General features: G+C 73.6%; 22 protein-coding genes. 9 read left to right on the forward strand and 13 right to left on the reverse strand.

Going from position 1 to position 21,777, the window contains the following annotated elements:
* Window positions 1-146: 146 nt before the first annotated feature.
* Window positions 147-878, reverse strand: a complete 732-nt coding sequence (locus tag ADL29_RS22600; protein WP_046931350.1) for a VIT1/CCC1 transporter family protein — start codon at window positions 876-878, stop codon at window positions 147-149.
* Between the two features lie 442 nt (window positions 879-1,320).
* On the opposite strand from ADL29_RS22600, the gene ADL29_RS22605 reads away from it, so the two are divergent.
* From ADL29_RS22605 to ADL29_RS22630, 6 genes are all read left to right on the forward strand, one after another.
* Window positions 1,321-2,496 (forward strand): ADP-ribosylglycohydrolase family protein, encoded by a 1,176-nt coding sequence (locus ADL29_RS22605; protein ID WP_053925442.1) that lies wholly within the window; start codon window positions 1,321-1,323, stop codon window positions 2,494-2,496.
* The gene (locus ADL29_RS22610) at window positions 2,493-4,064 is read left to right on the forward strand and encodes an ADP-ribosylglycohydrolase family protein (RefSeq protein WP_245689591.1); all 1,572 of its coding nucleotides are present in this window, start codon (window positions 2,493-2,495) and stop codon (window positions 4,062-4,064) included. The genes ADL29_RS22605 and ADL29_RS22610 overlap by 4 nt, the downstream gene beginning before the upstream one ends.
* A 207-nt stretch (window positions 4,065-4,271) precedes the next feature.
* The gene (locus ADL29_RS22615) at window positions 4,272-5,486 is read left to right on the forward strand and encodes an ADP-ribosylglycohydrolase family protein (RefSeq protein WP_053925443.1); all 1,215 of its coding nucleotides are present in this window, start codon (window positions 4,272-4,274) and stop codon (window positions 5,484-5,486) included.
* A gap of 2 nt (window positions 5,487-5,488) precedes the next feature.
* Window positions 5,489-6,907 (forward strand): ADP-ribosylglycohydrolase family protein, encoded by a 1,419-nt coding sequence (locus ADL29_RS22620; RefSeq protein ID WP_053925444.1) that lies wholly within the window; start codon window positions 5,489-5,491, stop codon window positions 6,905-6,907.
* A gap of 99 nt (window positions 6,908-7,006) precedes the next feature.
* A complete protein-coding gene (locus tag ADL29_RS22625) occupies window positions 7,007-8,248 on the forward strand; it encodes a CaiB/BaiF CoA transferase family protein (RefSeq protein ID WP_078971204.1) in 1,242 nt (413 codons plus the stop codon).
* A gap of 44 nt (window positions 8,249-8,292) precedes the next feature.
* Entirely contained in the window at window positions 8,293-9,114 is an 822-nt protein-coding gene (locus ADL29_RS22630) for an HpcH/HpaI aldolase/citrate lyase family protein (protein ID WP_245689592.1), read from the forward strand.
* A gap of 145 nt (window positions 9,115-9,259) precedes the next feature.
* On the opposite strand, the gene lgt is transcribed toward ADL29_RS22630, so the two are convergent.
* From lgt to hisI, 11 genes are all read right to left on the reverse strand, one after another.
* Entirely contained in the window at window positions 9,260-10,315 is a 1,056-nt protein-coding gene (lgt, locus tag ADL29_RS22635) for a prolipoprotein diacylglyceryl transferase (RefSeq protein WP_053925447.1), read from the reverse strand.
* A gap of 130 nt (window positions 10,316-10,445) precedes the next feature.
* Window positions 10,446-11,360 carry a DsbA family protein gene (locus tag ADL29_RS22640; protein WP_053925448.1) on the reverse strand — a complete coding sequence of 305 codons (915 nt, stop codon included), beginning with the start codon at window positions 11,358-11,360 and terminating at the stop codon, window positions 10,446-10,448.
* Between the two features lie 104 nt (window positions 11,361-11,464).
* Window positions 11,465-12,283: a tryptophan synthase subunit alpha gene (gene trpA, locus ADL29_RS22645; protein WP_053925449.1), complete on the reverse strand. Its 819-nt coding sequence runs from the start codon at window positions 12,281-12,283 to the stop codon at window positions 11,465-11,467.
* Window positions 12,283-13,563, reverse strand: a complete 1,281-nt coding sequence (gene trpB, locus ADL29_RS22650) for a tryptophan synthase subunit beta (RefSeq protein ID WP_046928542.1) — start codon at window positions 13,561-13,563, stop codon at window positions 12,283-12,285. The genes trpA and trpB overlap by 1 nt, the downstream gene beginning before the upstream one ends.
* A gap of 225 nt (window positions 13,564-13,788) precedes the next feature.
* Window positions 13,789-14,031 carry a tryptophan biosynthesis modulator TrpM gene (gene trpM, locus ADL29_RS45435; protein ID WP_244319211.1) on the reverse strand — a complete coding sequence of 81 codons (243 nt, stop codon included), beginning with the start codon at window positions 14,029-14,031 and terminating at the stop codon, window positions 13,789-13,791.
* 73 nt (window positions 14,032-14,104) lie between these two features.
* Window positions 14,105-14,914 (reverse strand): indole-3-glycerol phosphate synthase TrpC, encoded by an 810-nt coding sequence (trpC, locus tag ADL29_RS22655; protein ID WP_046928541.1) that lies wholly within the window; start codon window positions 14,912-14,914, stop codon window positions 14,105-14,107.
* 199 nt (window positions 14,915-15,113) lie between these two features.
* A complete protein-coding gene (locus ADL29_RS22660; RefSeq protein ID WP_046931346.1) occupies window positions 15,114-15,542 on the reverse strand; it encodes a DUF2752 domain-containing protein in 429 nt (142 codons plus the stop codon).
* A 136-nt stretch (window positions 15,543-15,678) separates the two neighbouring features.
* The gene (locus ADL29_RS22665; protein WP_046928540.1) at window positions 15,679-15,921 is read right to left on the reverse strand and encodes an HGxxPAAW family protein; all 243 of its coding nucleotides are present in this window, start codon (window positions 15,919-15,921) and stop codon (window positions 15,679-15,681) included.
* Window positions 15,922-16,003: 82 nt separating this feature from the next.
* On the reverse strand, window positions 16,004-16,666 hold the full coding sequence (locus ADL29_RS22670; protein WP_053925450.1) for a TIGR02234 family membrane protein: 663 nt from the start codon (window positions 16,664-16,666) through the stop codon (window positions 16,004-16,006).
* 99 nt (window positions 16,667-16,765) lie between these two features.
* Window positions 16,766-18,310 carry an anthranilate synthase component I gene (locus ADL29_RS22675; protein ID WP_053925451.1) on the reverse strand — a complete coding sequence of 515 codons (1,545 nt, stop codon included), beginning with the start codon at window positions 18,308-18,310 and terminating at the stop codon, window positions 16,766-16,768.
* 298 nt (window positions 18,311-18,608) lie between these two features.
* Window positions 18,609-18,971: a phosphoribosyl-AMP cyclohydrolase gene (hisI, locus tag ADL29_RS22680; protein WP_053925452.1), complete on the reverse strand. Its 363-nt coding sequence runs from the start codon at window positions 18,969-18,971 to the stop codon at window positions 18,609-18,611.
* Window positions 18,972-19,210: 239 nt separating this feature from the next.
* On the opposite strand from hisI, the gene ADL29_RS43610 reads away from it, so the two are divergent.
* Entirely contained in the window at window positions 19,211-19,348 is a 138-nt protein-coding gene (locus tag ADL29_RS43610; protein ID WP_157878551.1) for a hypothetical protein, read from the forward strand.
* Window positions 19,349-19,394: 46 nt separating this feature from the next.
* Entirely contained in the window at window positions 19,395-20,027 is a 633-nt protein-coding gene (locus ADL29_RS22685) for a TIGR03085 family metal-binding protein (protein WP_053925453.1), read from the forward strand.
* Between the two features lie 56 nt (window positions 20,028-20,083).
* On the opposite strand, the gene ADL29_RS22690 is transcribed toward ADL29_RS22685, so the two are convergent.
* Entirely contained in the window at window positions 20,084-20,974 is an 891-nt protein-coding gene (locus ADL29_RS22690; protein WP_046928535.1) for a LysR family transcriptional regulator, read from the reverse strand.
* Window positions 20,975-21,068: 94 nt separating this feature from the next.
* On the opposite strand from ADL29_RS22690, the gene ADL29_RS22695 reads away from it, so the two are divergent.
* Window positions 21,069-21,776, forward strand: coding sequence for a succinate dehydrogenase cytochrome b subunit (locus tag ADL29_RS22695; RefSeq protein ID WP_053925531.1), 708 nt, complete (start codon window positions 21,069-21,071; stop codon window positions 21,774-21,776).
* Window position 21,777 lies beyond the last annotated feature (1 nt).

Raw genomic sequence — 21,777 nt, forward strand, 5'->3', positions numbered from 1 at the left:
ATCCTGTAAAGCGGCGTTCGGCGAGCGACACTGCCCGCGACGCCTGGGCCTTATGCCCCGCCGTCAACAAACCGAAACCGCTGGGTAACGTGTTTCTCCAACGTGGCCGTGCGACGCGTTCATTATGCGGAGCGCCGCTCGGCGCGTCACCCTACGACGGTTCCGAACAACGATCCCAGGATGTACGTCACACCCGCGGCCGCGCCACCCAGGGCCAGTTGGCGCAGTCCGCTGAACCACCACGAACGCGCCGTCACCCGCGCCACCACCGCGCCGCAGGCGAAGAGTCCGAGCAGCGCCAGCACCACCGCCGGCCAGAGCGCCGAAGCTCCCAGCAAATAGGGAAGCACAGGCAAAAGCGCGCCCAAAGCAAAGGAACCGAAGGATGAAATAGCGGCGACGGCGGGAGAAGGAAGGTCGGACGGGTCAATTCCCAATTCTTCGCGCGCATGAATTTCCAGCGCCTGCTCGGGGTCCCTCGACAGCTGCTCGGCCACCTGCCGGGCCAGCTCCGGCTCGACGCCCCGGGACTCGTACAGGGCCGCCAGCTCCGCCAGCTCGTCCTTGGGGTGCCTGCGCAGCTCGGCCCGCTCCACGTCCAGCTCGGCCAGCACCAGCTCCCGCTGCGAGGCGACCGAGGTGTACTCCCCCGCGGCCATCGAGAACGCACCGGCGGCCAGACCCGCCAGTCCGGTGATGACGATCGTCTGCGACGACAGCGAACCGCCGGCGACACCCGTCATCAGGGCGAGGTTCGACACCAGCCCGTCCATCGCACCGAAAACGGCGGGCCGCAGCCAGCCGCCGTTGACGTCACGGTGCGTGTGATTGTCACGGTGCGCCACATGCGTCGGCGCCGCGCTGTCCATGATCTCCATAACGGACATGACTCGGGACCCTCTCCCTTCCGCGAGGTGTGGGCCGATGGCGGCGCTTCCCCCTGCAACACCTCGAAGTTATGCGGACAGGCCCCTGCGCCGCTAGCAAGGAAGGCCGAACTTACCGCCCTGACCTGCGGCTTTACCGAAAAGACATTGCTGACAGAGCGTCACGTCAGGCCGTCGACCGGGTGACCTCACCGCCCGGGACAGGAGAGCCGCCTCCTCGCGTGGCACGGATAAACCCCGACCGCACCCCGACTCCCCCGGCCCGTACGGCACCCGCGGCACCCGCGGCACCCGTACGACGAAAGGGCCCGCCATGAGCGCACCGGATCCCCCGCCCGCGACGGCCGGCGCCGCCCAGACAGGGGCGGCGCGAAGCGCCTCGTTCCGGGGTGGTGGCCGGGTGACGGGCGGGCGTGCCCGGGCCCGCGGGGCGATGCTCGGGCTCGCGGTCGGCGATGCGCTCGGCGCCCCCGCGGAGAACATGAAGCCCTCGCAGATCCGCCGCCGCTGGGGCCGTATCGAGGGCTTCGTCGAGGACGATCCGGCCGGTACCGACGACACCGAGTACGCGATCTTCTCCGGGCTGCTGCTCGCCGCGCACGGCTCGTCCCTCACCGTCGCCCATGTCGAGGCCGCCTGGCACCGGTGGATCGCCGACCGCGACGAGGGCCCCTTCCGCGGCGCCGGCTTCAGCGAACGCGGCACCCTCGAGAATCTCCGCCGCGGCCTCGCCGCCCCCATCTCCGCACAGCACCGGCACGCCTGGAGCGACGGCCTGGCGATGCGCGCCGCGCCCTTCGGGGTGTTCGCGGCCGGGCGCCCCGCCGAGGCCGCGCGGCTGGTCGCCATCGACGGCACGGTCAGCCACGACGGCGAGGGGATCTACGGCGGCCGGGCGGTGGCCGCCGGGGTCGCCACCGCCATGGTCACCCGCTCCACCGACGCAGTGATCGCCGCCGCGCTCTCCGTCGTCCCCGAGGACTCCTGGACCGCCCGCTCGCTGCGCCGCGCGGTCGGCGCCGCCCAGCGCTCCCGGCACGACCCCGGCATCACCCGGCTCGGCACCGAGCGGGCAGTGCGCTCCGCGGTCGTCGTCGGCGGCTACCCCTGGACGGACCTGGCCCCCGAGGCGGTCGGCCTGGCCTTCGGGGCGTTCGCCGCCGCCGACGGCGATTTCCGCCGCTCGGTCCTGACCGCCGTCAACATGGGCCGCGACGCCGACACCACGGCCGCGGTGGCGGGTGCCCTCTCCGGCGCCCTGGGCGGCGCCGGAGCGATCCCCGCCGCCTGGGCAGCCGCCATCGGCCCGGCCCGCGGCAGCTGCCTGCCCCCGATGGCGGGCTACCACGTCCTGGACATCGCGGAACTGCTGGGGGCGGCGGGTGCAGGTGCCGGGGCGGCTACGGCGGCGAGCGCCGGGGTGGCCCGGTGCGCGCACGTCGGGGTGGCCGGGGTGGCGGGCGCCGGGGCGGACACGGGTGAGGGAGCCGGCGTGGCCGCTGGAGCGAGCGCCGGGCCGGCCGCGGGCGGGGGCGCCGGCGTGGCTGCGGGGGCGAGCGCCGGGGCCGCCGGGATCGCCGGGGGCGCGAAGGCCGAGGCGGCCGGATGAGCGCGCCCGGTGAGCCCGCAGCCGGTGGCCTCACCACGACCGGTGGCCTCACCTCGACCTGTGGCCTCACCTCGACCACCCACGACCGCACCCCCACGCCCCATGAACACGCCCCCACGGCCCACGACCACGCTCCCACAGCCCACGACCACACCCCCACGGCCCACGACCACACCCCCACGGTCCACGACCACACCCCCACGGCCCGTGACCGCATCGAGGGCCTGCTCCTCGGACTGGCCGCCGGGGACGCCGCCGGATGGCCCGCGGCCCGGCACCGGGCGGCGCGGATGCCCGAGTGGACCCGGCGGCTGACCCGGGAGCTGGACACCTTCGCCGAGCAGAACGCCACCACCACGCTGCCGGTCCCCATCGCCCTGAACCAGCCCCCCGAACCGCTGCGGCTGGGCCCGTCCGACGACGCCGAGTGGGCGGCCTTCACCGCCGGGTCGGTGCTCACGGCCTCGGGCGCGCACCTCAGCGACCTGGGCCGGGACCACCGGATGCGGGCCGCGCTCGACCTGGCCTGGAACGCACTGGCCGGCGAGATCGCCGCGGCCGCCGACCGCGCGCCCGAGGTGGAGTCCGCGGTGCTGCCGCTGCGCGCCCGGATCTCCGTACGGGCCGGGCTCGGCAACCTCGCCGCCGGCCTGCGCCCGCCCGCCACCGGACACGACAACCCGCACTATTTCGACGACGCGGCCTGCGTACGGGCCGCCGTCCTGGCCGTGGTCTGTCCGGGTGAACCGGCCGCGGCGGCCGAGCTGGCCGAGTACGACGCGCGCTACACCCAGGACGGCGACGGGGTGCACGGCGCCCGCGCCATGGCCGCGGCGGTCGCGGCGGCGCTGGGCGGGGCGCCGGTGGACGCCTGCGTGGACGCGGCCCTCGCCGAGCTCCCCGAGGGCACCGAGATCCGCCGCAACGCCCTGCACGCCCTCGCTCTCGCCCGCGGCGCGACCGCCGACGGCGGCGCGGCCCCGGCCCCGGGGGCGGCCGCGGGGGCAGCCGCGACCACCGGCCGGACCGCCGCCGGCGACCCGGCCACCGACACCTGCCGGGCGGGCCGGCCCGGCAGCGCCTTTGCGCTGGTCCCCGTCCTGGAGCACGAGATCGTCGACCATGTCTACAGCTACGGCATCGCCGCCGCCGAGACCGTGCCCGTGGCTCTCGCCCTGGCCCTCGCGGGCGGCGGCCGGGTCTCCGAGGCCGTGCCCGCCGCCGCCTGTCTCTCGCGCGTCGCCGACTCCGCGCCCGCCCTCGCCGGGGCGCTGACCGGCGCGCTCGGCGGCGCCGGCGGGCTGCCGCGGAGCTGGCGCGACGCCTGCCGGGTGCTGTCGGGCTGCGCGCTGCCGCGGCTGGCCGGCACCGATCTCGTCGAGCTGGCGGGGCTGCTCGCCGGTACGGAGCTGGGCACCCGCCACCCCGCTGTGCCCGGCGGACCGGCTGTGCCCGGCGGACCGGGTGTGCCGGCGGGTCCGAGTGTGCCAGGCGTGCACGCCGCCGCTGCCGGGCCTGCCGCCCCCGCCGCCTCCTCCTCTTTCTCGGCAACGAATTACGGAGAGTGATGAGTTCCCGGGTCGTCACTTTCTGCAACTTCGCGCCGTCCTGCCGTCACTGCGCGCCGTTCACCCGCCCCCATCACCACCCACCACCGACCGCCCCTGATCTCCACTCACCGCTCTCCACTCACCTCTCACCACCGACCGGCCCCTGATCCCCCACCGCCCCGCTCCCGCTCTCGCCCCCGCAACCGTGGAAGGAACTACCCGCACATGACGAACACGATGCAGGCCGCCCCGCCGGAGGAACCCCTCGCAGAGCCGGAGGAACCCCTCGCAGAGGAGACGGTCGCGCCCCTGGAGGACCGGGCGGCCGGGTGTCTGGTCGGCGCCGCCGTCGGTGACGCGCTCGGCGGGCCCGTCGAGGGGTGGACGCCGGAGCAGATCGTGGCCCGGCACGGCGGCCGGGTCGGCGGCATCGTCGGGCCGTTCCACGAGGACTGGCGCACCGCGCGCCCCATCGCGCCGTTCCACAAGGGCGACGGCCATGTCACCGACGACACCCTGATGACCCATGCGCTGGTCCGGGTCTACGAGAAGGTGCGCGACCATCTCGACGCCTTCGACATCGCCGACCATCTCGTACCGGACCTGATCGGCACACCGCGCTGGATCCCCGAGCTGGAGGACGAGGCGCTGCCGCTGCACCGGATCTTCCTCGCCGAGAAGTGGCTGGTGGCGCGGCTGCATTACGGGCACATCGACCCGCGTGAGGCGGGCGTCGGCAATATCGTCAACTGCGGTGCGGCGATGTACATGGCGCCGGTCGGTGTCGTCAACGCCGGTCATCCGGACCGGGCGTACGCGGAGGCGCTGGATGTCGCCGGTGCCCATCAGTCCTCGTACGGGCTGGAGGCGGCGGGGGTCTTCGCCGCCGCCGTGGCCGCCGCGTTCGCGCCGGACGCCACGGTGGCCTCGGTCGTGGGCCATGCGCTGCGGCTCGCCAAGGACGGCACCCGCGCCGCGGTCGAGGCGGTGTGCGATGCGGCCGCCGCGCACACCGGCTTCGAGTCCGCGCTGGCACCGCTGCGCGCGGCCGTCGCTCCGTTCGACACCGTCGGCCCCGATTACCGCAACCCGTCACTGGGCGCCCGCCGCCCCTCGCGGCTGCACGCCATCGAGGAGCTCCCGGTCGCGCTGGGCATGCTGGTGGCCTGCGGCGGCGATTTCCGTACCACGGTGCTGGGGTCGGTCAACTACGGCCGGGACTGTGACTCCATCGCGACGATGAGCGGCGCGATCGCGGGCGCGCTGCACGGCTCGGCGGCGGTGCCGGCGGAATGGAGTACGGAGGTCGCCCGCGCCAGCCGTCTCGATCTGCATGCCCCGGCGGCGGCGCTGGCCGCCGTCACCCGCGAGGTGTTCGCCCGCGACCGGGCCCGCCGCCGGGCTCATGAGCAGGCGTTCGCGGCCCTCACGGGGGCCTGATCATGGGCACGGCGGTGGCCGCGCCCCCGCTCCGGGTGACGTGGGTGCAGCCCGAGGATCTGGTCGGGCATGAGCTGCGGCAGGCGGCCGAGGACGGGCGGGAGGCGGACGGGATCGCGCGGCGGTGGCGGGCGGCGGGGGGTGCGCCGGCGCCCGAGAGGGCCGGTGCGTCCGCGGTCCCCTCGGACCCGTCGCTGCGCCCGCTCGCGGAGCGGCTGCTCGATGAACTCGCCCTGCTGACCAGCCCGTTGAGTGAGGACGAGCCGACGGGGCTGACGGAGATCGTGGCGAAGTGTCCTCAATGGCCGCCTGAGAGGCATGAATTGATGGGCAGTCAGGCTGCTGTGGCCTGCCGTCTCGAAGCGGCCTGGCTCGGGCGGGCGGTCGGCTGTCTGCTCGGCAAGCCGGTCGAGAAGCTGCCCCTCGACGGTATCCGCGCGCTCGCCCGTGCGACCGGGAACTGGCCGCTGGCCTCGTATTTCACCGCGGCCGGGCTCGATCCGTCGCTCGCCGCCCGCTACCCCTGGAACCGCCGCAGCAGCACCACCTCGCTCGCCGAGAACATCGACGGCATGCCGGAGGACGACGATCTCAACTACCCGTTGCTCGGGCTGCTGTTGCTCGAACGGCACGGTCATGGCTTCGGCACCGGCGATGTGGCGCGGCTGTGGCTGGACGAGCTGCCGGCCGGCCGTACCTTCACCGCCGAGCGGATCGCGTACCGCAATCTTCTGGACGGTATCGAGCCGCCGGGCACCGCGCGGTACCGCAATCCGTTCCGGGAGTGGATCGGGGCGGGGATCCGCGCGGACGTGTACGGGTGGACGCATCCGGGTGACCCGGCGGCCGCGGCGGCTCAGGCCTGGCGGGACGCCACGCTCAGTCATACGGCGAACGGGGTGTACGGGGCGATGTTCGTGGCCGCCGCGACGGCGGAGGCGGCGGGCGGCCGGGCGGATGTGCACGGTGCGCTGCGGGCCGGGCTGGCGGTGATTCCCGTGCGGTCGCGGTTCGCCCGTGCGGTCCGCTTCGGTATCGCGGCGGCGCGGGACGAGCCGACGGGTACGGCGGAGGGTTTCCGGGCCGTCGTCGACCGGCTGCACGGCGCCTACGGCCACCACCACTGGGTGCATGCCGTGCCGAACGCCGCGCTGCTGGCCGCCGCGCTCACGCACGCCGACGGGGAGTTCAGCGGTGCCGTCTGCCGTGCGGTGTCCGGGGGCTGGGACACCGACTCCAACGGCGCGACCGCCGGAGCGCTGGCCGGGCTGCTCGCGGGCGCCCCCGCCGCGCTCCCCCGCCGCTGGACCGCGCCGCTGCGCAACCGGCTGGCGACGTCCGTCGGCGGGCTGGACGGTATCGGCTTCGACACCCTCGCCCGGCGCACCGCCGCTCTCACCGTCCGAGCCCCTCGCCCGTAGGCCCGACCGTACGACGTCGGACGAAGGACGTGGCACGTACGACGTCGGACGAACGACCTCTGACCGCAGGACCGTTGACCGACCGGAGGCATCCGCACCATGACCGACCCCTCGCTGACCCCCCTGTACGATCGCCTGCCCCCGCAGCCCGCACCGTCCGGGCCCCTGGCCGGGCTGCGCGTGCTCGACCTCGCCACGCTGTTCGCCGGTCCGCTCGCCGCCACGATGCTGGGGGACTTCGGCGCCGAGGTGATCAAGGTCGAGCATCCGCGGCGGCCCGACCCGGCGCGCGGCCACGGGCCCGCCAAGGACGGCGTCGGCCTGTGGTGGAAGCTGCTCGGCCGCAACAAGCGGACGATGACGCTGGACCTGTCCACGCCGGGCGGGCGGGAGGTGCTGCTGCGGCTCGCCGCGGATGCGGATGTCGTCATCGAGAACTTCCGGCCCGGGACGCTCGAGAAATGGGGTCTGGGCTGGCCGGAGCTGTCCGCCGCCAATCCGCGGCTGGTGCTGGCCCGGGTCACCGGTTTCGGGCAGTTCGGGCCGTACGCCCGGCGTCCGGGGTTCGGGACCCTGGCCGAGGCGATGAGCGGGTTCGCCGCGCTCACCGGGGAGCCGGACGGGCCGCCGACGCTGGCGCCGTTCGGCCTCGCCGACTCCGTCGCCGCGCTCACCACCTCGTATGCGGTGATGGCCGCGCTGCGCGGACGGGATGCCACCGGGCGGGGCCAGGTCGTGGACATGGCGATCATCGAGCCGATGCTGACCGTGGTCGGCCCGCATCCCGTCTGGTACGACCAGCTCGGCTATGTCCAGCCGCGGACCGGCAACCGCTCCACCAACAACGCGCCCCGCAACACCTATCGCACCGCCGACGGGTCCTGGGTGGCGGTGTCCACGTCGGCGCAGTCCATCGCGGAGCGGGTGATGCGGCTGGTCGGGCGGCCGGAGCTGATCGGCGAGCCCTGGTTCGCCACCGGTGCGGGGCGTGCCCGGCACGCCGATGAGCTGGATGCGGCGGTCGGCGGCTGGATCGCCCGGCGCGGCCGGGACGAGGTGCTCGCCGCTTTCGAGGCGGCCGAGGCGGCCGTCGCGCCGGTCCATGACGTCCGTGATGTGCTGGCGGACCCGCAGTACCAGGCGCTGGAATCGGTCACCGAGGTTCCGGACGACGAGCTCGGCACGGTACGGATGCAGAACGTGCTCTTCCGGCTGTCCGAGACGCCCGGCGCCATCCGCTGGGCGGGCCGCCCGCACGGCGCGGACACCGACGAGGTGCTGGCCGGGCTGGGGATGACCGGTGCCGAGATCGCGGGGCTGCGGGCGGCGGGCGCGCTGTGAGGTGTCCGGAGGCCGCGGATGCTCCTCCCCTGACCTGGCTGTATGTGCCCGGCGACCGGCCGGATACGGTCGCCAAGGCGCTGCGCTGCGGGGCGGATGTGGTCGTCGTCGATCTGGAGGACGCGGTCGCCGGGGACCGCAAGGAGTACGCGCTGCGCGCCACCGCCGAGCTGCTGGCCGATGCGGCGCCGGGCGGGGGTTGCGGCCCGCCGGTCCATGTGCGTGTCAATGCGCTCGACGGGCCGCTCGCGGAGACCGAGATCCGTACCCTGGCCGGGCTGCCGGGCCTGGCGGGGCTGCGGCTGCCCAAGGTGCAGGGGCCGGCCGATGTCCACCGGGCCACCGTCTGGGCGGGCGACGGCGGGGGGTCCGAGCGGCTCGCCCTGTATGCCCTGCTGGAGTCGGCGCTCGGTATCGAGCACGCCTTCGCCATCGCCACGGCGCACCCCGCGCTGCGCGGGCTCGCGCTCGGCGAGGCGGATCTGCGGGCGGAGCTGGGGGTGCGGGACGAGGCGGGGCTGGCCTGGCCGCGCAGCCGGGCGGTGGTCGCGGCGCGGGCGGCCGGTCTGGCGCCGCCGGCGCAGTCGGTCCATCCGGACGTACGCGATACGGACGGGCTGGCGCGGTCCTGTGCGCAGGGCCGGGACCTGGGTTTCTGGGGCCGGGCGGCGATCCATCCGCGGCAGCTGCCGGTGATCGAGGCGGCTTATCTTCCGTCGGCGGCGGAGATCGAGGCGGCGCAGGAGGTCGTGGGGGCGGCGGGGGCGGGGGCGCTGGCGCTGCCGGACGGGCGGTTCGTGGATGCGGCGGTGGTGGCGGGGGCGCGGCGGGTGCTGGCGCTGGCGCGCGCCGTACGGCGTGGTTGAGCGGGGCAGGAGCCGTTGTCGGTTGCGGTGGGTGGTCGGCGGGTCGGCGTGCACCCGTTGCCGGGCCCGGCTTCGTACAGCAAAGGGCCGGGCGGCCCCGATGCCGTATCGGGGCCGCCCGGCGCTGTGGTGATCGTCTGCCGTGTCAGGGCTTCTTGGTGCCGCCGCTGCCGGCGGGCGAGTCGGCATCCGCCGGGTCGTCGTCCTCGGCCTTCTCGGCCTCGGCGTCGCCGGGTGCATCCTTCTCCGGCGCGTCGTCGCCCTTCGCCTCGGTCTTCCCTGCGGACTTCTCCGCCGCGGGCTTCTCGACGGACACCTTGTCACCGGCGGTGTCGGCACCGTCGGCGCTCTCGCCGTCGGCATCCTCGCCCTCCGCGAGCTGCGCCCCCGGCTCGACGACCGCTTCGCGGCCCGGGGCCTTCCTGGCGGAGACCACCATGTAGACGACGGCCAGGACGAAGACGATCAGCGAGGTCCAGACGTTCAGCCGCAGGCCCAGGATGTGGTGCGCCTCGTCGACCCGCATGTACTCGATCCAGCCGCGGCCCGCGCAGTAGGCGGCGACGTACAGGGCGAAGGCCCGTCCGTGGCCGAGCCGGAAGCGCTTGTCGGCCCAGATCACCAGGGCGGCGACGCCCAGGCACCACAGGCACTCGTAGAGGAAGGTCGGGTGGTAGGTGCCGCCGATGCGTCCGATGGCCGGGTCGGGGCTGATCTCCAGCGCCCAGGGCAGATCGGTGGGCTTGCCGTACAGCTCCTGGTTGAACCAGTTGCCCCAGCGGCCGATCGCCTGGCCGATGGCGAGGCCCGGGGCCAGCGCGTCGGCGTAGGCGGGCAGCGGGATTCCGCGGCGGCGGCAGCCGATCCAGGCGCCCACCGCACCGAGCGCGACCGCGCCCCAGATGCCGAGGCCGCCCTGCCACACCTTGAGGGCGTCGATGAGGTGGCCGTCCTTGCCGAAGTACGGCTCGGGCGTCGTGATGACGTGGTAGAGGCGTCCGCCGACGAGTCCGAAGGGCACCGCCCACACCGCGATGTCCGCGACCGTTCCGGAGCGGCCGCCGCGCTGGATCCAGCGCTTGTTGCCGAGCCAGACGCCGACGAAGACGCCGATGATGATGCAGAACGCGTAGCCGCGCAGCGGGATCGGGCCGAGGTGTACGACGCCGACCGACGGGCTGGGAATGAATGCGAGGTCCATGGCAGGGACGACGCTACCGCGCCGGGCGGGGTCGGCGACAACCACACCCGGCTACGGCTGCGTAACGACCCTGGCGTATCGCGCGATGACGCTGGGTGTCCGGGGTCGTGGGCGCTGCCGGGCACGCGTGCTACGAGGGCGAGGCGCTCGGCTGCGGCTGCTGTGGGGTTCCGGTCGCCGGCTGCGACTCCGGCCGGGACGTCTTCGGTGTCTGTGACGTCTCGGGTGTCTGTGATGCCTGCGGGGGCGTCTGGGGCTTGCCGGGCTGCTTGCCCTTGTTGGCGGCGAGCACCGTCTTCTTCAGGTCCGCGGCGGTGAAGCGGCCGCCCTTTTCCTTCGAGAGGTCCTTGCCGTTGAGCAGGACGGTGGGGGTGCCCTGGAATCCGGAGCCGGCGAAGGCGGTGTTGGACTTCTCCACGAAGCCTTCGTAGCGGCCGTCGTTGACGCACTTGGTGAAGGCGGCGGACGGCAGTCCCTTGACCTTTTCGGCGAGCTGGAGGAGGTGCCGGTTGTCGGCGAACTTGTCCTGCTGCTCGGGCGGCTGGTGGGCGTAGAGCACGTCGTGGTACTCGCGGAACCGGCCGGCGTCCTGGGCGCAGAGCGCGGCGTTGGCGGCCCTGAGGGAGCCCTTGCCGCCGGTGTTGCCGTCGATGATCGTGACGAGGTGGTATTCGGTCTTGAGGTGGCCGGAGTCCTCGAGTTCGTGGAGGACGGGGCGGAAGCCGGTCTCGAACTGGCGGCAGGCGGGGCAGCGGAAGTCCTCCCACACCGTGAGGGTGGAGGGGGCGTCCAGGGCGCCTACGGGGATGGCGGGCTTGTCGCCGCCGCTGGCCTGCCGGGGGCGGGCGGATTCGTTGTCCGTGCTGTTTCCGCCGCCGCCGGACATCGAGGCCCAGACGCCGATGCCGCCGGCGATCGCCAGCGCCGCCACCACCGATCCGGCGACGATCGCCTGGCGGCTGCGCCGGGCGCGGGCCTGGTCCTTGGCCCGTTGTGCGTGCAGCCGCTCGCGGGCGCTGCGCTTTGCGTCATGATTCTGGTTCACGTCCCTGGACAACGAAGCGGAGGGGCGCCGCCGCACCCCTCCGCACCGATGTTCGCCCTATCGGAGGACAGCTCCCGAGGGCGGTTCCGCGTCCGCGAGCGGCGTCAGGTGCGCTTGCGTACGCCTTCGGCCAGCTCGCCGGCCAGGGCGCGGACCCCGGTCAGACCGGCGTCAATGTCGCCGTCCGCGGTCAGCAGCCGCTTGACGAACGCCGATCCGACGATCACGCCGTCCGCGAACTGGGCGACCTCGGCGGCCTGTTCGGCGTTGGAGACGCCTAGCCCGACGCACACCGGCAGAGTGGTGGTGGCGCGGGTGCGGTCCACCAGGTCCTGTGCCTCGCGGCCGACGGACTCACGAGTGCCGGTGACGCCCATCAGGGACGCGGCGTAGACGAAGCCGGTGCCGGCCGCGGTGATCTTGGCGAGGCGTGCGTCGCGGCTGCTCGGCGCGACCACGAAGACGGTGGCGAGGCCGTGCTGCGCGGCGGCCTTGCGCCATACCTCGGACTCCTCGACCGGCAGGTCGGGCAGGATGCAGCCGGCGCCGCCCGCCTCGGCGAGGTCGGCGGCGAAGCGCTCGACGCCGTAGGCGTCGACGGGGTTCCAGTACGTCATGCACAGCACCGGCGCTCCGGTGGCGGCGTGCACCTCGCGGACCGTGCGGATGACGTCGACGGTCTTGATGCCGCCGCGCAGGGCGATGTCGTCGGCGGTCTGGATGACGGGGCCGTCCAGGACCGGGTCGCTGTGCGGGAGGCCGACCTCGACGATGTCGCAGCCGCCGTCCAGCATTTCGGTCATGGCGCGGATGCCGCCGTCGACGGTCGGGAAGCCGGCCGGGAGGTAGCCGACGAGGGCCGCGCGGTTCTCGGTGCGGGCCTGGGCCAGCACGGAGTTCAGGAGTTCCACGTTGCCTGCCATCACTTCTCCCCCTCGCCGGTCGGCTGTACGGCGCCGTTCACGTCGGCCTCGCCCTTGTCGTCGTACAGCCCGAAGTAGCGGGCGGCGGTGTCCATGTCCTTGTCGCCGCGGCCGGAGAGGTTGACCAGCAGCAGGCCGTCGGGGCCCAGCTCGCGGCCGGCCTCGAGGGCGCCGGCCAGGGCGTGGGCGCTCTCGATGGCCGGGATGATGCCCTCGGTCTGCGACAGCAGCCGCAGTGCGCGCATCGCCTCGTCGTCGGTGACGGCGCGGTATTCGGCGCGGCCGGTGTCCTTGAGGTAGGCGTGCTCGGGGCCGATGCCGGGGTAGTCCAGGCCGGCCGAGATGGAGTACGGCTCGGTGATCTGGCCGTCCTCGTCCTGGAGGACGTACGAGCGGGAGCCGTGGAGGATGCCGGGGGTGCCCTCGGTGAGGGTGGCGGCGTGCTCGCCGGTCTCGATGCCGTGGCCGCCGGGCTCGCAGCCGATCAGGCGGACCCCTTCGTCGCCCAGGAAGGCGTGGAAGAGGCCGATGGCGTTGGAGCCGCCGCCGACGCAGGCGAGGGCGGCGTCCGGGAGGCGGCCGGCGCGCTGGAGGATCTGGCGGCGGGCCTCGACGCCGATGACGCGGTGGAAGTCGCGGACCAGGGCGGGGAAGGGGTGCGGGCCGGCGACCGTGCCGAAGAGGTAGTGCGTGCGGTCGACGTTGGCGACCCAGTCGCGGAACGCCTCGTTGATGGCGTCCTTGAGGGTGCGGCTGCCGGACTTGACGGCGATGACCTCGGCGCCGAGCATCCGCATCCGGGCGACGTTGAGGGCCTGGCGCTTGGTGTCGACCTCGCCCATGTAGATGGTGCACTCGAGGCCGAAGAGGGCGCAGGCGGTGGCGGTGGCGACGCCGTGCTGGCCGGCGCCGGTCTCGGCGATGACCCGGGTCTTGCCCATCCGCTTGGTGAGCAGCGCCTGGCCCAGCACGTTGTTGATCTTGTGTGAGCCGGTGTGGTTGAGGTCCTCGCGCTTGAGGAACACCCGGGCCCCGCCGGCGTGTTCGGCGAACCTCGGCACCTCGGTGAGCGCGCTGGGGCGCCCGGTGTAGTTGACCAGCAGGTCGTCCAGCTCGGCGGCGAACGCGGGGTCCGCCTTGGCCTTTTCGTATTCGGCGGCGACCTCGTCGACCGCGGCGACCAGCGCTTCGGGGATGAACTTGCCGCCGAAGGCGCCGAAGTAGCCCGAGGGGCTGGGCACTTGGCCCTCGGGGTCGGGAAGGAAGAACTCGGAGGACATCTGAGGCACTCCTAGTCCGGGGCTCTCGCCCCGGAAGTCCGGGTATGTCGGGATATATGGAACGGGGACATCACGGTAGGCGGCGCGCAGGACGCGGGGTCGCCGACGACGCGGAACGACTGGTACCGGTTCGGTGGAAGAACGGGGACCTGTTCCGCGGCGGGTTCCCCTGCCGGTGGCGGACCGCTCGGCGGCGGATCGCTCCGTGGCGGGGAGGGCGGCGCGTCAGCGCGCGTTCCGCTCCGGTCGCCATCGCCTGCCGTTGATCTGTCCCGGTTCGGACCCGATGTGGTACCGGACCCGCCGTCCGTGCACCCGCCGCGCGGGCGCCCGGCAGCCGCGCGGCCGGCATCCGCGGCTCAGCGCGGGGTACGGGACGCGGGCGGCCCCCGCCGCGGCGCGCACGCCTGCCGGACCCGGGTGCACTCCCCGGGCCGGGCGGCGGATGCCTGCGGCGGTGGCGGTCATGTCTGTCGCTGCTGTCGTCTCTGCCGTGTCGGTCGGGGTGTCTGCGAGGCCGTGTCTGCCGACGGTCCGGGCCTCAGGACCGGCCGTGCCGGATCGCCGGGTGGGAGCCCGCGGCGACCAGGTCGGCGACCGCGGTCCTGGGGTCCTTGCCGGTGACCAGGGACTCGCCGACCAGGACCGCGTCCGCACCGTCGTTGGCGTAGGCGATCAGGTCGTGCGGGCCGCGGACGCCGGACTCGGCGATCTTGACGATGTGGTCGGGGATCTCGGGGGCGACCCGGGCGAAGTTGCCGCGGTCGACCTCGAGGGTCTTCAGATCACGGGCGTTGACGCCGATGATCCGGGCGCCGGCGTCCACCGCGCGGGCGACCTCCTCCTCGTCGTGCACCTCGACCAGCGGCGTCAGGCCGATCGACTCGGCCCGCTCGATCAGCGAGACCAGCGCGGGCTGCTCCAGCGCGGCGACGATCAGCAGGGCGAGGTCGGCGCCGTACGCGCGGGCCTCCCACAGCTGGTAGGCGGTGACGATGAAGTCCTTGCGCAGGACGGGGATGTCGACCTTGGCGCGGACCGCTTCCAGGTCGGCCAGCGAGCCGCCGAACCGGCGCTGTTCGGTGAGGACGGAGATGACGGCGGCGCCGCCCGCTTCGTAGTCGGCGGCCAGCCCCGCCGGGTCGGCGATCGCGGCGAGCGCGCCCTTGGAGGGGCTGGAGCGCTTGACCTCGCAGATCACCGTGACGTTCTCGCCCTTGAGGGCCGCCACGCCGTCCTTGGCCGGGCGTGCCTTCCGGGCCCGCTCCTTGAGCTCGTCGAGGCTGACGCGTGCCTGCCGCTCTGCGAGGTCGGCGCGGACTCCGTCGATGATCTCGTCGAGCACACTCACGCGAGCGGCCTCCTTCTCGAGGGGTGGGGGCGGACGGTGACCCCCGGTACGAGGTGTTGTACGACGTTCCGTACGGGGTGCCGTCTCATCAGGCACTCCGATGGTATCCGCCATGGGGCGCAGGTCCCGCATCCGGTTGACGGCGGTCCCACCACCTGGACAAAGGGCGGTGTCCGGAAGTCCCCGGACGGGCGGCCGGTCATGGCGTCGGACCGGCGCCGAGGGGGATCAGTCCGGCGCCGAAGGGGAGGTTGCGGACGACGGTGAAGGCCAGCAGCAGGCCGCCGAGCGCCCACCAGTGGACGGGGGCGGGCCGCGGGCCGGGGGTGCGGCGGCCGAGGGCCGCGCGCACGAGCCAGAGGGCACAGAAGGCCGCGAAGGCGGCGTAGCCGGCCACCGCGAGGGCGTTGGCGTGGAGGGCGGCGGCGAGGTCACCGTGCGCGACGGCGTGGGCGCTGCGGAGGCCGCCGCAGGCCGGGCAGTAGATGCCGGTGAGGTGCAGCAGCGGGCAGACGGGGTAGTGGCCGGGCTCGCCGGGGTCGACGGCGCCGACCAGGGCGAAGGCCGCGGCGGCGGCCGCGGCGGTGCCCAGCGGCGCCGCGAGCCGGCGCGGCAGGCCGCCCGCCATCCGGGCTTCGGCCACGGGATCGGTCACGCCCCCATGGTGCGGCGCAATGCGCGAAGGCGCAGCTTCTCGGCCGCCGTACGGGGCCCCCGCGGCGGGCTGGGCCGGGGCGGGAGCCGTTGGTGGTCCCGCCCGGCGGTCAGCTCTCCTGGGGCTGTGCCTTGGCGGCGACGGGCTTGGCGGAGCCCTTGGGCACCGAGCCCATGCCCGCCATGTGCATGATGCCGCCGGCCAGCGCGCCGAGCCCGATCAGGACGAAGCCTGCGACCATGCCGGGCACGTTCCCCAGGACCATGAAGGCTCCGGCGACGCAGAAGCCGATGAACGAGATGATGACGCCGGTCCAGGCGGCGGGGGTGTGTCCGTGGCCACTGCTCGACATGAGTGCTCCTCGTTGCTCTCTCGCGCCGGGGTCCGGGCGCGGTAATCGTCGTCCATTGTCACCGATGCCGGGCGGGGCACCGTTACCGGGTGGGGTCCTCGCCGCGGTCCAGGGACTTCCAGATCTCCTCCGGGCGGTCCAGATCCGGGGGCGTCTGCGCGCGCCGGGGACCGCGGGCGCCGCCCGGGGTGCGCTCGTACTTCCCCGACATCGCGGGCCAGTGGCGGCCGCGGACCAGGGCGAGCAGCCCGGCGGCCAGCAGCAGCAGGCCGCCGGCCGCGGTCGCCCACGGCCAGAGGGTGTGCGTGACGTGATGCACATCGGTGCCCGCCAGACCGACCGCGGTGGCGGCCTTCTCACGCAGTGCCGAGGTGTCGGCGTTGCCGAGCGCCGAGGCGACGGCGATGCCCAGGCCGCTGAGCGCGAGCAGGGCCGCGACGGCGATCCGGCCGGCCCGGCGGACGGCGAAGACGGCGACCAGGGCGGCGAGCCCGACGACGGCCAGCGCGCCGGGCACACCGGTCACATCGCTGCCGGTCACGCTGCGCGGCAGTGCGCCCTGGGCCAGGACCGCGGTGCCGGTGGCCCAGGTCCGGCTCGCGGCCAGCAGCGTGAGCCCGGCGCCGGCCGCGCCGGACAGCAGCGCCAGGGCGAGACTTCGCCTGGCGCCGCCGGTCGCTGCGGGCGTCGCGGACGTTGCGGGCGCGGCGTCGGTGGGGGTCTGGGATGCGGCTGCGGCACTCACGTGTATCACTATCGCAGCCCGCCGCAGGGCACCCCGCGGCGGGCTGGGCCGGGGCAGGAGCCGTTGGCCGGGTCCCGCCCGGTGGAACACACGCCGCGGTTACTTCCCCAGGTGGTTGGCGGTATGCACGGCCCGCAGCACCGCCGCCGCCTTGTTGCGGCACTCCGTGTCCTCGGCGAGCGGGTCGGAGTCGGCGACGATCCCGGCGCCCGCCTGGACGTAGGCGGTGCCGTCCCGCAGCAGCGCCGTACGGATGGCGATGGCCGTATCGGAGTCGCCGGCGAAGTCCAGATAGCCGACACAGCCGCCGTACAGTCCGCGCCGGGTCGGCTCCAGCTCCTCGATGATCTGCATGGCGCGGGGCTTGGGCGCGCCGGAGAGGGTGCCCGCCGGGAAGCAGGCGGTGAGCACGTCGAAGGCGGTACGGCCGTCCGCCACCGTCCCCGTCACCGTCGACACGATGTGCATGACATGGCTGTAGCGCTCGACGGACATGAAGTCGACGACCTCGACGCTGCCCGGCTCGCAGACCCGGCCGAGGTCGTTGCGGCCCAGGTCGACGAGCATCAGATGCTCGGCACGCTCCTTGGGGTCGGCCATCAGCTCGTCGGCGAGCGCCTGGTCCTCCTGGACCGTCGCACCGCGCGGCCGGGTGCCGGCGATGGGGTGCACCATCGCCCTGCCGCCCTCGACCTTGACCAGCGCCTCGGGGCTGGAGCCGACGACGTCGAAGCCCGCGCCGTCCGGGCCGTCGGCGCTCTCGAAGCGGAAGAGGTACATGTACGGGCTGGGGTTGGTCGCCCGCAGCACCCGGTAGACGTCCAACGCGCTTGCCGTACAAGGGGTTTCGAACCGCTGCGAGGGCACCACCTGGAAGGCCTCGCCGGCCCGGATGCGCTCCTTGACGTCCTCGACGGCCTCCTGGAACGCGGGGCCGCCCCACTCGGCGGTGTACGGCGGCACCTCGGACGGCGGCAGCGCCGCGGCGCTCGCGGGCGCGGGGCGGGCCAGGTCGTAGGCCATGGCGTCCAGCCGGGCCACCGCGTCCGCGTACGCCTCGTCGACGCCGGTCTCGAGGTCGTTGTGGTTGATCGCGTTGGCGATCAGCAGGACCGTGCCGTTCCAGTGGTCGAGGACCGCGAGGTCGGAGGTGAGCAGCATGGTCAGCTCGGGCAGCCGGAGGTCGTCCCGGGTGCTGTCGCCGATCTTCTCCAGGCGGCGCACGATGTCGTACCCGAGGTAGCCGACCATGCCGCCGGTGAACGGCGGCAGCCCCGCGCCCTCGACCAGGTCGTGCGGGGTGTGCAGCGCCTCGACGGTGGCGCGCAGCGCGGCCAGCGGGTCGCCGCCGGTGGGCACGCCGACGGGCGGGGTGCCCAGCCAGTGAGCCTGGCCGTCGCGGGTGGTGAGCGTCGCGGCGCTGCGGACGCCGATGAACGAGTACCGCGACCACGTGCGGCCGTTCTCCGCGGATTCGAGCAGGAAGGTGCCCGGGCGTTCGGCGGCGAGCTTGCGGTACAGGCCGACCGGGGTGTCGCCGTCGGCGAGGAGCCGCCTGGTGACCGGGATGACCCGGCGGTCCTTCGCGAGGGTGCGGAAGTTCTCGAGATTCGGAGTCGCGGTGCCGGTGGTTCCCGTGGTCATGGCGTCGGATCCTAGTAGTGATCAGCGCGGTGCGCGGTGCGCGTCCGGCTGGTGGTCCGCGGATGCGGATGTCGCCTCCCGTGCTGCCGGCCTTCTGTCGGAAACCACCGGCGCCGCCGTCCGCCTCCTGTCGGTCCGCCTCCCGTGCCGCTTCCTCTGTCTCGGCAACGATGACGGAGCGTGATGCGTTCCCGGATCCCCGCGAATCGCCGCCGGTTCGTCACATAGTGTGACGGGACAGGGGGTGAAGGGGGTGGTGTGACGGGAGAGGGGACCGAGCCGTCCTGGTCGGTTCCGGTCAGTCCTGTGTGAGCAGCACGTCCGCGTCGAAGCAGGTGCGGTCGCCGGTGTGGCAGGCCGCGCCGACCTGGTCGACCTTGATGAGGAGGGTGTCGGCGTCGCAGTCCAGGGCCACGGACTTGACGTGCTGGACGTGGCCGGAGGTGTCGCCCTTGACCCAGTACTCCTGGCGGCTGCGGGACCAGTAGGTGCCGCGGCCGGTGGTGAGCGTGCGGTGCAGGGCCTCGTCGTCCATCCAGCCGAGCATCAGCACCTCGCCGGTGTCGTACTGCTGGGCGATGGCGGGGACCAGGCCGTCGGCGGTGCGCTTGAGGCGGGCCGTGATGGCGGGGTCCAGGTTGCTGGTGTGGCTGCTGGTCATGGCTCCATTGTGCCGTCATGCGGTGCGCTGTGGTGAGGTGGTGGCGCGGGCCGTTGTGGCGTCGTTGCCGTCACTCCTTACGGAGTCACCCCTTTCGGCGTCACTCTTCATGTGCGGCCAACTCCCGCACGGCACGTGGCACGGCGTGGCTCTTCACGGCACGTGGCACGGCGTGGCTCTTCACGGCACGTGGCACGGCGTCGCTCCTTACGGCACGTGGCGTGATGCATGCTGCTCCTATGTGTCCGCAGCAGCAGCCGCCCCCGCCGCCGGATCCGGACCGGGTGGCGCGGGTGGCGATCCGGGTGCTGGTCTCGGTGTTCCTGGCGGCGGTGGTCGTGGGAACCGTCCTGGTGGTGATGTCACTCGGGCGGTGAGTGCGGCCTCGTGGCAGTGCGCGGGACCCGGTCGTAGGGTGGCCGTATGTCGACCCATGCGAAGCGTGAACGGCTCCTTCTGGCCGATCTGTTGGAGAGCGCGGGACCCGAGGCGCCGACCCTGTGCGAGAACTGGACGGCGCGGGATCTGGCCGCACATGTGGTGGTCCGTGACCGGCGCGCGGATGCGGCGGCCGGGCTGGTGATCAAGCCGCTGGCGGCGCGGCTGGAGCGGGTGCAGGCGGAGTTCGCGGCCAAGCCGTACGAGGAACTGATCCAGCTGATCCGTTCCGGGCCGCCGGCGATGTCGCCGTTCGCGCTGAAGCCGATCGACGAGGCGTCCAACACCGTGGAGTTCTATGTCCACGCCGAGGATGTGCGGCGGGCGCAGCCGGAGTGGAGTCCGCGGGAGCTGGACCCGGTCTTCGCCGATGCGCTGTGGACGCGGCTGGAGCGGGCGGCGCGGGTGCTGGGGCGCAAGTCGCCGGTGGGGCTGGTGCTGCGGCGGCCGGACGGGCAGACGGCGGTGGCGCACCGTGGCACGCCCGTGGTGACGGTCACCGGGGAGCCGGGCGAGCTGACGATGTTCGCGTTCGGCCGGCAGGAGAAGGCCGATGTGGAGGTGGAGGGGGACAAGGAGGCCGCGGACCGGCTGCTGGCGGCGAAGCTGGGTATCTGACCGGCTGGGCATCTGACGGCTGGGCATCTGGCGGGAAGCCCGAGGGGCCGCCGGCGTCAGGCTTCCAGGTGTTCCATCAGGATCCGCTGCAGTTCGCGTGCGGCGCGGGGCGGGGAGACGTCGCCGCGGTGGGCGACCGAGACGACGCGGTGCATGCCGGGGGTGGCGAAGCGGGTGACGCGGAGTCCGGAGCGTTCGGCGACCATGCTCGGTACGACGGCGATGCCGAGTCCGGCGCGTACGAAGCCGAGGACCGCGTCCATCTCGCCGCCCTCCACGGTGAAGGTGGGTTCGAAGCCGGCCGCCCGGCAGGCCGCGGTGGTGAATTCCCGCAGGTCGTAGCCGCGGCGGAACATGGCGAGGGGGCGGCCGCGGAGGTCCTCGACGCGGATGCGGGTGCGGCGGGCGCCCACGGGGGCGGGGCGGTCCGGGGCGGAGACCACCACCAGTTCCTCGCGCAGGAGGTCGGAGGTGGCCAGGGCGGGGGCCTGGACCGGGAGCGGGGTGATGATCAGGGCGAGGTCGAGTTCGCCGTCGGCCAGGGCGCGGACGAGGTCCTGGGAGCCGTCCTCGGTGACGATCAGGTCGACGCCCGGGTAGGCGGCGTGGAAGGCGCTCAGGACGTCGGGGACGAGGCTGGCGCAGAGGCTGGGCGGGGCGCCGAGGCGGAGCCGGCCGCGGCGGAGCTGGGCGACCTCCTGGACCTCGCGGCGGGCGGTCTCGGTGTCGGCGAGGATGCGGCGGGCGAAGGGCAGCAGGGTCTCGCCGGCGTCGGTGAGGGTGATGTGGCCGCGGGCGCGATGGAAGAGTTCGGCGCCCAACTCCCGTTCCAGGGACCGGATTTGCTGGGAGAGGGAGGGCTGGGCGACATGTTCGCGTTCGGCGGCGCGGGTGAAGTGGCGGGTGTCCGCGACGGCCGTGAAGTAGCGGAGCTGCTGCAGCTGCATAAGGGGAATATAAGGCAGCGATAGGCGTGGCCTATGGAGATGAGCCGGAGCATGTCTTGGACTGATGGCCGGGGCGGTCCTTACCGTCGAGCCCATGGCAGCACTGGACACACGGACGGACCGACGGCCGTCCTTCGTCGGCCTCCTGTGGGGCTCGACCGTCGGCAAGAAGACGGCGATGGCCGTCAGCGGCATCGTGATGCTGCTGTATCTGGTCGTCCATATGCTGGGCAACCTCAAGATCTTCTTCGGGGCCGCGGACTTCGATGCGTATGCCGCCTGGCTGCGCACCATCGGTGAGCCGTTCCTGCACCACGAGTGGTTCCTGTGGATCGCGCGGGTGGTGCTGGTCGCCGCCGTCGTCACGCATGCGGTGGCGGCCTTCCAGCTCAGCCGCCGGGACATCGCGGCCCGCCCGGTGAAGTACGCGCACAAGCGCAGGCGGGCGTCGTACGCCACCCGCACCATGCGCTGGGGCGGCGTCATCCTCGGCCTGTTCATCGTCTGGCACATCCTGGACCTGACGACGCTGACGGTGAATCCGCACGCCGCGGCCGGCCACCCGTACGCGAATGTGGTCGCGACCTTCTCCACCTGGTACGGCGACGTCATCTACATCGCCGCCATGCTCGCGCTCGGACTGCACATCCGGCACGGCTTCTGGAGCGCCGCGCAGACCCTCGGTGCGGGCAGCGCCGCCCGGGACCGGGTGCTCAGGACGACCGCCGATGCCCTGGCGCTGCTGCTGACGGCGGGCTTCGTCTCCGTGCCCGTCGCCGTCATGACCGGATTGGTGAGCTGAC

It is taken from the genome of Streptomyces chattanoogensis, assembly GCF_001294335.1.
Classification (GTDB): domain Bacteria; phylum Actinomycetota; class Actinomycetes; order Streptomycetales; family Streptomycetaceae; genus Streptomyces; species Streptomyces chattanoogensis.

Coding starts and splice junctions, on each gene's coding strand:
- ADL29_RS22620 (WP_053925444.1), top strand. CDS start 5,489: ATGGGCACGGCGGTGGCCGCGCCCCCGCTCCGGGTGACGTGGGTGCAG.
- trpB (WP_046928542.1), bottom strand. CDS start 13,563: ATGTCCTCCGAGTTCTTCCTTCCCGACCCCGAGGGCCAAGTGCCCAGC.
- ADL29_RS22610 (WP_245689591.1), top strand. CDS start 2,493: ATGAGCGCGCCCGGTGAGCCCGCAGCCGGTGGCCTCACCACGACCGGT.
- hisI (WP_053925452.1), bottom strand. CDS start 18,971: ATGACCAGCAGCCACACCAGCAACCTGGACCCCGCCATCACGGCCCGC.
- ADL29_RS22615 (WP_053925443.1), top strand. CDS start 4,272: ATGACGAACACGATGCAGGCCGCCCCGCCGGAGGAACCCCTCGCAGAG.
- ADL29_RS22695 (WP_053925531.1), top strand. CDS start 21,069: ATGGCAGCACTGGACACACGGACGGACCGACGGCCGTCCTTCGTCGGC.
- ADL29_RS22665 (WP_046928540.1), bottom strand. CDS start 15,921: ATGTCGAGCAGTGGCCACGGACACACCCCCGCCGCCTGGACCGGCGTC.
- ADL29_RS22625 (WP_078971204.1), top strand. CDS start 7,007: ATGACCGACCCCTCGCTGACCCCCCTGTACGATCGCCTGCCCCCGCAG.
- lgt (WP_053925447.1), bottom strand. CDS start 10,315: ATGGACCTCGCATTCATTCCCAGCCCGTCGGTCGGCGTCGTACACCTC.
- ADL29_RS22690 (WP_046928535.1), bottom strand. CDS start 20,974: ATGCAGCTGCAGCAGCTCCGCTACTTCACGGCCGTCGCGGACACCCGC.
- ADL29_RS22675 (WP_053925451.1), bottom strand. CDS start 18,310: ATGACCACGGGAACCACCGGCACCGCGACTCCGAATCTCGAGAACTTC.
- ADL29_RS22660 (WP_046931346.1), bottom strand. CDS start 15,542: ATGGCGGGCGGCCTGCCGCGCCGGCTCGCGGCGCCGCTGGGCACCGCC.
- ADL29_RS22605 (WP_053925442.1), top strand. CDS start 1,321: ATGCTCGGGCTCGCGGTCGGCGATGCGCTCGGCGCCCCCGCGGAGAAC.
- ADL29_RS22600 (WP_046931350.1), bottom strand. CDS start 878: ATGGAGATCATGGACAGCGCGGCGCCGACGCATGTGGCGCACCGTGAC.
- trpA (WP_053925449.1), bottom strand. CDS start 12,283: ATGGCAGGCAACGTGGAACTCCTGAACTCCGTGCTGGCCCAGGCCCGC.
- ADL29_RS43610 (WP_157878551.1), top strand. CDS start 19,211: ATGTGTCCGCAGCAGCAGCCGCCCCCGCCGCCGGATCCGGACCGGGTG.
- ADL29_RS22685 (WP_053925453.1), top strand. CDS start 19,395: ATGTCGACCCATGCGAAGCGTGAACGGCTCCTTCTGGCCGATCTGTTG.
- trpM (WP_244319211.1), bottom strand. CDS start 14,031: ATGACCGCCACCGCCGCAGGCATCCGCCGCCCGGCCCGGGGAGTGCAC.